Here is a 12,634-nt window from a genome sequence, read left to right as displayed (position 1 = left end):
CGGCCGTCCGGCGGCTCGTTCTTTACCGTGGTCCCCTGTGACGTCTGTCGTTCAGCGGCTCCGGCCCGCCCTGCCGGATCTCCGGGCGGCGCCCGCCGCGTTCCTGCGCGCCCACGCCGAACGCCTCGGCCAGGTCACGCCCTGGCGCGTCGGGCGCGAGGTGCTGGCCGTCGTCGTGTTCCTCGGCCTGGACGTGTTCCCCGGCTGGGTCTCGGGCGACTGGCGGGCGTCCGGCTGGGCGATGATCGCCCTGGGCGCCGGGTACGTGGTCATCTACCTGTCCAGGCTGCTGTTCCCCGCGCTGGCCCTGCTGGCGGCCACGTGGGTCGTCTTCAGCTCCGAGCACGGCGGGATCGCGCTGGTGGTGATGCTCTCCTACGCCGCCGGCTACCGGATCGCGCCGTGGCAGCGCTCGCTGCTCACCGCCGTCCTCGCGCTCGCGCTGCACATGTTCGCGTGGGGCGTGTCCGCGCCCGGCCTGTCCGGGCCGTTCGGCCAGTGGGTGATGCTGACCGTCTACTGCATGGTCGTGGCGCTGCCGTTCCTGGTCGGCCGGTACGTCGCGCAGCGCAACGCGCTGGTCGCGGCGTTGCAGGAACGCGAGGAACGGGTGGTGCGCGAGCGGCGGATGGTGTCGCGCCAGGTGCGGCTGCGCGAGCGCAACCGGATCGCGCAGGACATGCACGACAGCCTCGGCCACCGGCTCAGCCTCATCTCCGTGCACGCGGGCGCGCTGACCATGGACACCGGGCTCGGCGAACGCCAGCGCGAGGCCGTGCAGGTGCTGCGCAGCGCGGCCCTCACCGCGATGGAGGAGCTGCGCGGCGTCATCGGCGTGCTGCGGCGCGACGAGGAGCCGGACGAGGACCAGGTGCGCCGGACGGTGGACGCGATCGACGAGCTGGTCGACGGCGCGCGGCGGGCAGGCGTGCGGGTCAGCCTGGTCCGCGGCGGCCAGCCCGTGCCGCTGCCCGCGAAGGTCAGCCACGCCGCGTACCGCATCGCCCAGGAGGGCCTGACCAACGCCAACAAGCACGCGCCGGGCGCGAGCGTGCAGGTGACCGTGAAGTACGAGCCGGACGCGCTGGTGGTGGAGGTGCGCAACAACCCGCCCCGGACCAGGCTGCCCAGCGGTGGCGGCTTCGGCCTGATCGGGCTCGGCGAGCGGGTGCGGCTGGCGGGCGGCATGCTGCACGTGGGCGAGCTGCCGGCCGGCGGGTTCCGCATCGCGGCCGTGCTGCCGTACGAGGACACCGCCGCGGCGGGCGACGAGCCGTCCGACGAGGAGCAGCCCGAACCCGCCAAGCCCACCGGCATCCGCAAGTGGGCGGGCGTCGGCTCGATCGTGCTGGCCGGGATCGTGGTGCTGGTGGTCGTCGGCGGCTACACGTGGATCGGGTCACAGCCCGTCACCAAGGTGGTGTCGGAGGAGTTGTACGACTCGGTGTCGGTCGGGCAGTCGGAGGCGGAGGTGATGGCCAAGCTGCCGGGCGGGGCCGAGCCGCCGCTGGGCGACCTCAACTCCGACGCCGAACCCGAACCCGCCGGAACGCGGTGCGAGTACCGCGTGGCCGACGTGCAGACCTACTCCTCGCGGGCGACCAAGATCGTGCGGTTCTGCTTCGCCGACGGCACGCTGGTCGAGAAGAACACCCACTTGCAGGAGTTGTGACAGTGATCCGGGTCCTCATCGCCGACGACGAGCCGCTGATGCGCGCGGGCATCAAGGCCATCCTCGGCACCGCCGAAGACATCGAACTGGTCGCCGAGGCCGGTGACGGGCGGGAAGCGGTCCGCATCGCCCTGGAACGGCGGGTGGACGTCGCCGTGCTCGACATCCGGATGCCCCGCCTGGACGGCCTGGCCGCCGCACGCGAGCTGCGGAGCGTCGCGCCTTCGGTGCGGGTGGTGATGCTCACCACGTTCGGCGAGGACGACAACATCGTCCGGGCGCTGTCCGACGGCGCCGCCGGGTTCCTGCTGAAGGACTCCGCCCCGGAAGAGCTGCTACGCGCCGTGCGCGCCGTTCACTCGGGCGAGGCCTACCTGTCACCCATGGTGACGAGCCGGGTGGTGGGCATGGTCGCGCAGGTGGGTCAGCCGCGCCGACAGGAGGCGATGCGCCAGGTCGAAGGGCTGACCGAACGCGAGGTCGAGGTGCTGGCCCTGCTCGGGCTGGGGATGTCGAACGCCGACGTCGGGCAGCGGCTGCACATGAGCGAGGCGACCGTGAAGACCTACGTGAGCAGGCTGTTGGCCAAGCTCGGGCTCACGAACCGGGTGCAGGCGGCGTTGCTGGCGCGCGACGCGGGACTGGCGAACTAGGTGGTGACATGGGTGTGCCCCGCCGATTTCTCGACGGGGCACACCCGGAGTGGTCATCTGCTCCGAGCGTCGTCATGCCCGGGCACGGTTGCCGCGGTTGCCGGTCACCATCCGGTACACGCCCAGCACGATCAGCGAGCCGAGGATGGCGAGCAGCCAAGTGCTCAGGTCGAAGAACGTGTTGATGTTGGTCCCGAAGATGGCCTGGCCGACGAAACCGCCGATGATGGCGCCGACAATGCCGAGCAGCATCGTGATGATGATGCCGCCGGGGTCCCGACCTGGCATGATGGCCTTGGCGATGGCACCCGCGATGAGGCCGAGGACGATCCAACCCAAGATGCCCACGGGGGCTCTCCTTCCTGATGGCCGCGACGGGCGGATCCGTCGGGCGCTTGATCGAGGAATGCCCACGTTCGAGTGAGACCACGCCCCTGTTACCGTTCTGTTATCGAAGTACCGCTGTGCGGGCTATCAGGACGGCTCGGGAACAATGGTCGGTGATGAGCACACCACGCACGGTCCTGGTACTCGGGTCGACCGGGTCGGTCGGCACCCAGGCCCTCGACGTCATCGCCGCCAACCGCGACCGGTTCACCGTGGTCGGACTGGCCGCCGGCGGCGCGGACCCGGCCGCCCTCGCCGCGCAGGCCGTCGAGTTCGGGGTCCAGGCCGTGGCCGTCGCCCGGGCCACCGCGGTCGAGGACGTCACGCTCGCCCTCTACGCCGAGGCGCAGAAGCGGGGCTACGCGCAGGGCGCGTTCAAGCTGCCGCGCATCCTGGCCGGCCCGACCGCGATGACCGACCTGGTCGACTCCACCCCCGCCGACGTGGTGCTCAACGGCATCACCGGCTCGATCGGCCTGGCGCCGACGCTGCACGCGCTCAAGGCGGGCGCGACGCTCGCCCTGGCCAACAAGGAATCGCTGATCGCGGGCGGTCCGCTCGTGCTCAAGGCGGCCAAGCCGGGCCAGATCGTGCCGGTCGACTCCGAGCACTCCGCGCTGGCCCAGTGCCTGCGCGGCGGTCGGCCCGACGAGGTGGCCAAGCTCGTCCTCACCGCCTCCGGCGGCCCGTTCCGCGGTCGCACCCGCGCGGACCTCGCCGACGTCACCGCGCGTGAGGCCATGGCGCACCCCACGTGGTCGATGGGGCCCGTCATCACCGTCAACTCGTCCACCCTGGTCAACAAGGGGCTGGAGCTGATCGAGGCGCAGCTGCTGTTCGGCGTGCCCTACGACCGCATCGACGTGGTCGTGCACCCGCAGTCGGTCGTGCACTCGATGGTCACCTTCACCGACGGCTCCACGCTCGCCCAGGCCAGCCCACCGGACATGAAGCTGCCGATCGCGCTGGCGCTGGGCTGGCCCGACCGGATCCCCGGCGCCGCCGCCGCGTGTACTTTCGACGTGGCGACGGCGTGGACGTTCGAGCCGCTGGACGACGAGACGTTCCCGGCGGTGAGGCTGGCCAGGCAGGCGGGCTCCGGCGGTGGCTGCCTGCCCGCGATCTACAACGCGGCGAACGAGGAAGCGGTCGCGGTCTTCCTCGGCGGCGGCACCTCGTTCACCTCCATCGTGGACACTGTGGCGGGAGTGCTCGCGGAGGCGGACGGCTGGGCGCACGAGCCGGTCGACGTCGACGAAGTCCTCGCGGCGGAGCAATGGGCCCGGGCGCGGGCGCGGGAACTCGTGGCCACTTCGGTGGGGTCTGGAAGGGACTGACGTGCTCGTTTTCCTGGGCATTCTGCTGTTCGCCCTGCTCATCGGCATCTCGATCGCGCTGCACGAGCTCGGCCACCTGGCCACCGCGAAGATGTTCGGGATGAAGGTGACCCGGTACTTCATCGGGTTCGGGCCGAAGATCTGGTCCTTCCGCCGCGGTGAGACCGAGTACGGCCTCAAGGCGATCCCGGCGGGCGGCTTCTGCGAGATCACCGGCATGACCGCGCTGGAGGAGGTCGCGCCCGAGGACCGGCACCGCGCGTTCAACCGGCAGAAGACCTGGAAGCGCGTGGTGGTCCTGTCCGCGGGCTCCATTACCCACTTCATCGTGGGCTTCATCATCCTGTACTTCATGGCCTTCACCATGGGCATCCCGAACCTGCGGGACAGCGCGCTCATCGCCGAGGTCGCGCCGTGCGTGCAGAGCAGCACCGACGCCGAGTGCGCGCCCGGTGCGCCGTCGCCGGCCAAGGACGCGGGCTTCCAGGCGGGCGACGAGATCGTGGCCGTGGCGGGCGCGGCCACGCCCACCTGGGCAGACGTGCTGACGAAGACGCGCGAGCGGACCGGCACGACGGAGTTCAAGGTGCTCCGCGACGGCGAAGAGCTGACCCTCACCGCCGACGTCGCCCGCGTCGAGCGCGAGATGGAGCGCAAGGACGGCACGCGCTACAAGGAGCAGGTCGGCGCGATCGGCGTCATCCAGCAGCGCAACTTCGAGTACAACGCGTTCACCGCGATCGGCGGCGCGACCCAGTTCACCGGCACGATGTTCGAGAACACCTGGCGCGGCCTGATCAACTTCCCGAAGAAGATCCCGGCCGTGATCGAGGCCATCGGCGGCGGCGAGCGCGACATCGACAGCCCGGTCAGCGTGGTCGGCGCGAGCAGGCTCGGCGGCGAGGCGGTCGACCGGGGCCTGTGGCAGCTGTTCTGGCTGATGCTGGCGGGTCTGAACTTCTTCGTGGGTGTGTTCAACCTCCTGCCGCTGCTGCCGCTTGACGGTGGTCACATCGCCGTCAACCTGTACGAACGGGTGCGAAACTGGATCCGGAAGCTGCGCGGCCTTCCGGATGGCGCACCGGTCAACTACCTGCGACTGTTGCCGCTGACCTACTTCGTGATCTTCGTCGGCGGATCGGTCACGCTGCTGACGATCACCGCGGACATCGTCAACCCGATCAAGCTCTTCCAGTGATCACAGTGAGAGGTGCGTAGTTCATGAGTGACGGCGTCATGCTCGGCCTGCCGGCGATGCCTCCTCCGGTGTTGTCGGAGCGGCGCAAGACCCGCCAGCTCATGGTGGGTTCGGTCGGTGTCGGCAGTGAGTTCCCCGTCTCGGTGCAGTCCATGACGACCACGGTGACGGCGGACGTGAACGCCACGCTCCAGCAGATCGCGGAGCTGACGGCGGCGGGCTGCGACATCGTGCGGGTGGCGTGCCCGTCGCAGGACGACGCGGACGCGCTGGCGGCGATCGCGAAGAAGTCGCAGATCCCGGTGATCGCGGACATCCACTTCCAGCCGAAGTACGTGTTCGCGGCGATCGAGGCCGGGTGCGCGGCGGTGCGGGTGAACCCCGGGAACATCAAGAAGTTCGACGACAAGGTCAAGGAGATCGCGGCGGCGGCCCGGGACCACGGCACGCCGATCCGGATCGGTGTGAACGCGGGGTCGTTGGACCCGCGGTTGATGGCGAAGTACGGCAAGGCGACGCCCGAGGCGCTGGCGGAGTCGGCGCTGTGGGAGGCGTCGTTGTTCGCCGAGCACGACTTCCACGACTTGAAGATCTCGGTGAAGCACAACGACCCGGTGGTGATGATCCGGGCGTACGAGCTGCTGGCCGAGCAGTGCGACTACCCGTTGCACCTGGGCGTGACGGAGGCGGGCCCGGCGTTCCAGGGCACGATCAAGTCGGCGGTGGCCTTCGGCGCGTTGTTGCGGCAGGGCATCGGCGACACGATCCGCGTCTCGCTGTCGGCTCCCCCGGTCGAGGAGGTGAAGGTCGGGCACCAGATCCTCCAGTCGCTCAACCTGCGCCCGCGCAAGCTGGAGATCGTGTCGTGCCCGTCCTGCGGTCGCGCCCAGGTCGACGTCTACACGTTGGCGGAGCAGGTCACGGCCGGTCTGGAGGGCATGGAGGTGCCGCTGCGGGTCGCCGTGATGGGCTGCGTGGTGAACGGGCCCGGTGAGGCGCGCGAGGCCGACCTCGGTGTCGCCTCGGGCAACGGCAAGGGTCAGATCTTCGTGAAGGGCAAGGTCGTCAAGACCGTGCCGGAGCACCAGATCGTGGAGACCCTGATCGAAGAGGCGATGCGGATCGCCGAGGAGATGGGCGAGACCGCCGAGGGCGGCGAACCGGTCGTCACGGTCGGCTGAGGGCGGCCGGGAGTGGGCCGGCAGTCGGCTGAGCGGGTGGCGGACGCGCGGGTAACGCCGTCGATCTGGCAGGCTTGACGGCGTGCTGAGGTTGGCTGGCGCGCGCTTGCTCGACGAGCGGGACCTGACCGAGGTTCTCGCCGTGCTCGCGGCCGACCCGGTGGCGTCCTGCATGGTCGCCGCACGGGTCGAGGTCGCGGGTCTCGACCCGTGGCGGCTCGGCGGCGAGGTGTGGGCGTACGACCACCGGTCGCTGCGCGGCGGCCGGGTCGACGCGCTGTGCTTCGCCGGTCCGAACCTCATCCCGCTGCGCGGCAACGCGCAGGCGCTGCGCGGCTTCGCCGACCGCGCCCGCCGCCGGGGCCGCATGTGCTCGTCGCTGGTCGGGCCCGCCGAGCAGGTGCTCGGCCTGTGGGAGGAGCTGTCCCCGGACTGGGGACCGGCCCGCGAGGTGCGCGCCGACCAGCCGTTGATGGCGTTGGGCGGCAGCCCGTCGATCCCGCTGGACCCGCTCGTGCGGCCGGTCCGGCCGGACGAGCTCGACCGGTACCTGCCCGCCGCGATCGCCATGTTCATCGAGGAGGTCGGCGTCGACCCGTGCGCCGAGGACGGCGGCGTGTCCTACCGGGCACGGGTGGCCGAGCTGATCGCGGGCGGGCGGGCGTTCGCCCGGTTCGAGGGCGGCGACGTGGTGTTCAAGGCCGAGATCGGGGCCATGTCGGCGCAGGTCGGCCAGATCCAGGGCGTGTGGGTGCGGCCGGACCGCCGTGGGTGCGGCATCGGCGCGGCGGGCACCGCGGCGGTGGCCGAACACCTGGTCAGGACCCTGGGCCGGACCGCGTCGCTGTACGTGAACTCCTACAACGACGTGGCCAAGGCGGCGTACCGCAAGATCGGGTTCTCCCAGGTCGGCCAGTACGCGACCGTGCTGTTCTGAGACCGTCGCGGCGTGCGGCCGGCCGCACCGGGCATACTCGGCGCCGTGATCGCGCGCAAGCCGTCCCTGTCCCGCTTGGTCCTTCCCGGGGTGGTCCTGCTGCTCGTCAGCGGCTGCGGCCTGTTCTCGTCCCGTCCAGGTCCGGACCAGGTGGCGGGCGATTTCCTGGCCAAGCTCGCCGCCGGTGACGTCGACGGCGCGGCCGGCCTGACCGACGACCCGGGTGGCGCGAAGGACGTGCTGGGCAAGGTCCGCGAGGTGCTCAAGCCCGAGGGCCTGACCACGAAGGTCGAGCAGGTGCGCTCGGCGGGCGAGTCGACCACCGCCGACGCGACCGCGCAGCTGGACTGGGACCTCGGGCACGACCACGCGTGGAGCTACCAGACGAAGTTCGACCTGCGGCGCGAGGAGGACGACTGGAAGGTGCACTGGGCGCCGTCGGTCGTGCACCCGAAGCTCGCCGTGCAGCAGTCGCTCGGCGTGGCCGACGTGAAGCCCGCGCTGGCGCCCGTGCTGGACCGGGACGGCACGCCCCTGCTCGCGCCGGAGCAGGTCGTGTCGATCCTGCTCAACGCCCAGGAGGCCGGTGACGTCAACGCGGTGGCCGGTGCGCTGGCCGCGGCGCTGACGCCGATCGACCCCTCGATCACCCAGCCGGCGATCATGGACGGGGTGTCGAAGGTGCCCGCCGGGCAGGTCTACCAGGTGGCCGCGCTGCGCGACGCGGACTACCGGACCGTGAAGGCCGCGATCTACGAGCTGCCGGGGGTGCGGTTCACCACGCAGACGAGCCTGCTGGCGCCGTCGCGCACGTTCGGCTCGCAGGTGCTGCCCGCCGTGCGCAAGGCGGTGGAGGAGGAGATCGCGGGCAAGGCCGGGCTGCGCGTCTACACGGTGAACGCGGCCGGTGACGAGGTGGAGACGCTGCACGAGCAGGCGCCGGAGCCGGCGCAGGCGATCTCGACCGCGTTGAGCCGGGGCGTGCAGGTGGCGGCGGAGGACGCGCTGGAGCCCGTGCCGCAGGCCGCGATGCTGGTGGCGTTGCAGGCGTCGACCGGCGACATCCTGGCGGTGGCGCAGAACGAGCCGGCCGACGCCGAGGGCCCGATGGCGCTGAGCGGCCGTTACCCGCCGGGGTCGACGTTCAAGATCGTGACGGCGGCGGCGGCCCTGTCGTCCGGGCAGGCGACGGCGGACAGCCCGCTGCCGTGCCCTGGCAAGGCGGTGATCGACGGTCGCCGGGTCGTGCCGAACGACCACGAGTTCGACAAGGGCACGATCCCGCTGCACTCGGCGTTCGCGTTCTCGTGCAACACGACGTTCGCGCAGCTCGCGGCCGGGATGGCGCCGGACGCGCTGACCAAGGCGGCGGACTCGTTCGGCCTCGGGGTCGACTTCGAGATCCCGGCGATCACCACGATCACCGGCTCCGTGCCGCCCGCCACCGACGTGGTGGAGCGGGCGGAGGACGGGTTCGGCCAGGGCAAGCTGCTGGCGAGCCCGTTCGGCATGGCCCTGGTGGCGGCGACGACGGCGACGGGCAAGATGCCGGTGCCCACGCTGCTGAAGGGCCGGGAGACGAAGGTGGACCACACCCCGACCCCACCGGCGCCCGCCGTGCTGGAGCCGTTGCGGGCGATGATGCGGGAAGTGGTCGACACCGGCACCGCGCCGCAGCTCAAGCCCTACGGGGACGTGCGGGGCAAGACGGGCACGGCGCAGTTCGGCGACGGCACGAACTCGCACGGCTGGTTCGTCGGCTACCGCGGCGACATCGCGTTCGCGACCCTGCTCCTGGGCACGAACAGCTCCGCACCCGCGGTCGACGCCTCGGCCCGCTTCCTGGCCGCGCTGGGCTGAACGGCCCGGCGACTGCCACATCCCCACCCAGGCCCGGTTCGAGCAGGATCCGACCACCGAACCGGCCGCACCACCTCGACGGTCCGAGGTGGTGCTCCGGAGGCGCGTGGAGGAGCGTTGGTGACCTGGAGCGACCGCGTAACGGACACGTGGCGCATGCCCCGTCACGCTGAGCCGTAATCTGGAGGGCATGTCCGTGCGTGCCGTCCTCCAGCCAGGTGTGCTGTCCCCGCGCCGTCCGGTGCCCGCCCAGATCGAGCGGCCCGAGTACGTCGACCGACCCGAACCCAAGCGCAACACCGATCCCTGGGTGCAGCCGCCCGAGGTGATCGAGGCGATGCGCGTCGCGGGCAGACTGGCGGCGCAGGCGTTGCAGGAGGCGGGCAAGGTGATCGTGCCCGGCGTGACAACCGACGAGATCGACGCGGTCGCGCACGAGTTCCTGTGCGACAACGGCGCGTACCCGTCCACGCTCGGCTACCGCGGTTTCCCCAAGTCCTGCTGCACCTCGCTGAACGAGGTCATCTGCCACGGCATCCCCGACACGACCGTGGTCGAGGACGGTGACATCGTCAACGTCGACGTCACCGCCTACATCGGCGGCGTGCACGGCGACACGAACGCCACCTTCCTCGCCGGCGAGGTGAGCGAGGAGGCCCGCCTCCTGGTCGAGCGCACCCACGAGGCCACGATGCGCGCCATCAAGGCGGTCAAGCCGGGACGGCAGCTCAACGTGGTCGGCCGCGTCATCGAGTCCTACGCCAACCGCTTCGGCTACGGCGTGGTGCGCGACTTCACCGGTCACGGCATCGGCCGCACCTTCCACAGCGGCCTGGTCGTGCTGCACTACGACGCGCCGCACGTGCCCACGGTGATCGAAGAGGGCATGACGTTCACCATCGAGCCGATGATCACCCTCGGCGGCATCGAGCACGACCTGTGGGACGACGGCTGGACGGTCACCACCCGCGACAAGAGCTGGACCGCCCAGTTCGAGCACACCGTCGTGGTCACCGCGGACGGCGCGGAGATCCTCACGGTCTGCTGAGCAGCGGCACGAGGGTCTGCGCCACCTCGCGGGGTGAGGTCACCGCGCCGAGGTGGTGGCTGTCCAGCTCCACCACGGGCCAGCCGAGCTCACGTGCCGCCGCCGCGGCGGCGTCGTAGGCGGGGCTGAGCTTCACGTACGAGCACGGCCCGGTCCACGCCACGGTGGGCCGGGGCTCCTTCAGGAACGCCAGCGGCACCTCGGGCGCCTCGGCCACGATCTCCTCCAGCAGCCGCACGTCCGGCACCATCGCCGACAGCACCTCGGGCGCGAACCACAGGTCCCAGCGCGGCATCAGCCCGTCCCGCGCGATGGTCTTGAGGTGCGCCATCCGCTCGGCGGGCGCGTCGTCGCGCCAGCTCCGGCCCGGCGTGGGCAGCTCGGCGTCGAGGAACACCAGCCCGCGCACGGGCGTCTCCAGGGCGTCGGCGAACGCGGGCAGCAGCGGACCGGCGCCGCTGTGCCCCACGAGCACCAGGTCGCCTTCGACCAGGGAGTCCTCCACGGCGTCGGCGAAGACGCCGAGCAGCCGCTGGTGGACGGGCGCGGCGTTGACCGTCACCTGGAGGTCGAGCAGCACCACGGGGTGACCGAGTTCGGCCAGCGCGTCGGCGAGCGGGCGCATGCTCGCGGGCCCGAGGTAGGGGCTGTGCACCAGGACCGCGGTTGGGGGGACGTCGACCATGCCGTGGATGATGTCAGCCCGGACCGACAACGAGGGGACATTGTGCGCAGTGCGTTGCTGGTGGCCGGCACCACGTCGGACGCGGGGAAGAGCGTGCTGGCGGCGGGTCTGTGCAGGTGGCTCACCCGGCAGGGGGTGAGGACGGCCCCGTTCAAGGCCCAGAACATGTCCAACAACTCGGTCGTGACGGCCGACGGCGGCGAGATCGGCCGCGCGCAGGCGGTGCAGGCCGCCGCGTGCGGGCTGGCGCCGAGCGTGCGGTTCAACCCGGTGCTCCTCAAGCCGGGCGGCGACCGGAGCTCGCAGGTCGTCGTGCTGGGCCGGGCGGTCGGCGAGGTGTCCGCGTTGTCCTACCGCGAGCGCAAGGCCGAGCTGTTCGCCACGGTCCTGACCACCCTGGACGGGCTGCGCGACGATTTCGAGGTGGTCGTCTGCGAGGGCGCGGGCTCGCCCGCCGAGATCAACCTCAGGGCGAACGACATCGCGAACATGGGCTTGGCGCGGGCCGCGGGCCTGCCGGTGCTCGTGGTCGGCGACATCGACCGGGGTGGGGTGTTCGCGCACCTGTTCGGCACGCTGGCCCTGCTCGACCCCGCCGACCAGGCTCTGGTCGCCGGGTTCGTGGTGAACAAGTTCCGCGGCGACCCGGCGTTGCTCGAACCGGGCCTGCGGCAGCTGGACGCCCTCACCGGGCGTCCGGTGCTCGGCGTGCTGCCGTGGCGGGAGGAGCTGTGGCTGGACGCGGAGGACTCCCTGTCCTACGCGGCGGACGGCGTGATCGGCCGGCCCGAGCCGCCGTGCGGCGACCAGTGGCTGCGGGTGGCAGTGGTGCGGTTGCCGAGGATCTCCAACGCCACGGACGTGGAGGCGCTGGCGTGCGAGCCGGGCGTGTCGGTGCGGTTCGTCACCGAGCCGTCCCGGCTGGCCGACGCGGATCTGGTGGTGGTGCCGGGGTCGAAGGCGACGGTGGACGACCTGCGGTGGCTGCGCGCCACCGGCCTGGCCGACGCGATCGCCGCGCACGACGGTCCGGTGCTCGGCATCTGCGGCGGGTTCCAGATGCTCGGCCGGACGATCGAGGACGCGGTGGAGTCGCGCGCGGGCGCGGTGGCGGGGTTGGGCCTGCTCGACGTGGACGTGCGGTTCGAGGCGGACAAGACGCTGGGCACACCGCACGGCGACGCGTTCGGCGAGCCCGTCACCGGCTACGAGATCCACCACGGCGTGGTCACCCGCAACGCCGAGGAAGCCCTGGTCACCCTGCCGGACGGCACCCCGGAGGGCGCGCTGCGCGGCCGGGTCGCCGGCACGCACTGGCACGGGTTGCTGGAGAACGACGGGTTCCGCCGCGCGCTCCTGCGCTGGGCCGCCGGCCACGCGGGCCGGCAAGGATTCACCCCCGCGCCGGACGTGGACTTCGCCGGACGGCGGTCCGCTCAGCTCGACCTGCTCGGCGACCTGGTCGCCGACCACCTCGACACCGGCGCGGTGTGGGCGTTGTTGGAGAAGGGCGTGCCACCGGGACTTCCGGTCATCCCTCCCGCGGGTGCGCCACCTGTCGCCTGACGACATCCGACCGCGGTGCGCGCGACCGACAAGTCGCGCGGTTGTGCCACCGGTGGGCGGAGCGCGTGGACGACCGGCTCGGCGACGGCGGCGGGTGGCTGCCCGACCGG

11 protein-coding genes are annotated in these 12,634 nt (G+C 71.7%); 9 read left to right on the top strand and 2 right to left on the bottom strand.

From position 1 onward, the window contains the following. Positions 1–37 precede the first annotated feature (37 nt). Both LNK82_RS15310 and LNK82_RS15305 read left to right on the top strand, forming a co-directional pair. Entirely contained in the window at positions 38–1,672 is a 1,635-nt protein-coding gene (locus LNK82_RS15310) for a sensor histidine kinase (RefSeq protein ID WP_230567653.1), read from the top strand. A 2-nt stretch (positions 1,673–1,674) separates the two neighbouring features. Continuing rightward, entirely contained in the window at positions 1,675–2,325 is a 651-nt protein-coding gene (locus tag LNK82_RS15305; protein WP_230567652.1) for a response regulator, read from the top strand. Between the two features lie 72 nt (positions 2,326–2,397). Here LNK82_RS15305 and LNK82_RS15300 read toward each other — a convergent pair whose 3' ends face one another. Beyond that, positions 2,398–2,673, bottom strand: a complete 276-nt coding sequence (locus LNK82_RS15300; RefSeq protein WP_230567651.1) for a GlsB/YeaQ/YmgE family stress response membrane protein — start codon at positions 2,671–2,673, stop codon at positions 2,398–2,400. Positions 2,674–2,828: 155 nt separating this feature from the next. Here LNK82_RS15300 and dxr point away from each other — a divergent pair, with 155 nt between their 5' ends. The 6 genes from dxr to map all read left to right on the top strand — a co-directional run bounded on the left by dxr (position 2,829) and on the right by map (position 10,273). Continuing rightward, positions 2,829–4,049, top strand: a complete 1,221-nt coding sequence (dxr, locus tag LNK82_RS15295; RefSeq protein WP_230567650.1) for a 1-deoxy-D-xylulose-5-phosphate reductoisomerase — start codon at positions 2,829–2,831, stop codon at positions 4,047–4,049. A 1-nt stretch (position 4,050) separates the two neighbouring features. Continuing rightward, positions 4,051–5,247 carry a M50 family metallopeptidase gene (locus LNK82_RS15290; protein WP_230567649.1) on the top strand — a complete coding sequence of 399 codons (1,197 nt, stop codon included), beginning with the start codon at positions 4,051–4,053 and terminating at the stop codon, positions 5,245–5,247. A 23-nt stretch (positions 5,248–5,270) separates the two neighbouring features. Beyond that, entirely contained in the window at positions 5,271–6,428 is a 1,158-nt protein-coding gene (gene ispG, locus LNK82_RS15285; RefSeq protein ID WP_230567648.1) for a flavodoxin-dependent (E)-4-hydroxy-3-methylbut-2-enyl-diphosphate synthase, read from the top strand. Between the two features lie 82 nt (positions 6,429–6,510). Next, positions 6,511–7,365 (top strand): GNAT family N-acetyltransferase, encoded by an 855-nt coding sequence (locus tag LNK82_RS15280; RefSeq protein WP_230567647.1) that lies wholly within the window; start codon positions 6,511–6,513, stop codon positions 7,363–7,365. Positions 7,366–7,410: 45 nt separating this feature from the next. Next, positions 7,411–9,225: a penicillin-binding transpeptidase domain-containing protein gene (locus LNK82_RS15275; protein ID WP_230567646.1), complete on the top strand. Its 1,815-nt coding sequence runs from the start codon at positions 7,411–7,413 to the stop codon at positions 9,223–9,225. A 190-nt stretch (positions 9,226–9,415) separates the two neighbouring features. Next, on the top strand, positions 9,416–10,273 hold the full coding sequence (map, locus tag LNK82_RS15270) for a type I methionyl aminopeptidase (RefSeq protein WP_230567645.1): 858 nt from the start codon (positions 9,416–9,418) through the stop codon (positions 10,271–10,273). On the opposite strand, the gene LNK82_RS15265 is transcribed toward map, so the two are convergent. After that, on the bottom strand, positions 10,260–10,958 hold the full coding sequence (locus LNK82_RS15265; RefSeq protein ID WP_230567644.1) for an alpha/beta fold hydrolase: 699 nt from the start codon (positions 10,956–10,958) through the stop codon (positions 10,260–10,262). The two genes, map and LNK82_RS15265, sit on opposite strands and share 14 nt — an antisense overlap. Before the next feature lie 42 nt (positions 10,959–11,000). Between LNK82_RS15265 and LNK82_RS15260 the strand changes: the two genes are divergently transcribed. Continuing rightward, positions 11,001–12,524, top strand: a complete 1,524-nt coding sequence (locus LNK82_RS15260; RefSeq protein ID WP_230567643.1) for a cobyric acid synthase — start codon at positions 11,001–11,003, stop codon at positions 12,522–12,524. Positions 12,525–12,634 lie beyond the last annotated feature (110 nt).

The sequence above is a fragment of the Saccharothrix luteola genome (genome assembly GCF_020859565.1).
In the GTDB taxonomy this organism is placed as follows: Bacteria; Actinomycetota; Actinomycetes; order Mycobacteriales; family Pseudonocardiaceae; genus Actinosynnema; species Actinosynnema luteola.
This window is presented reverse-complemented; position numbering and strand designations above follow the sequence as displayed.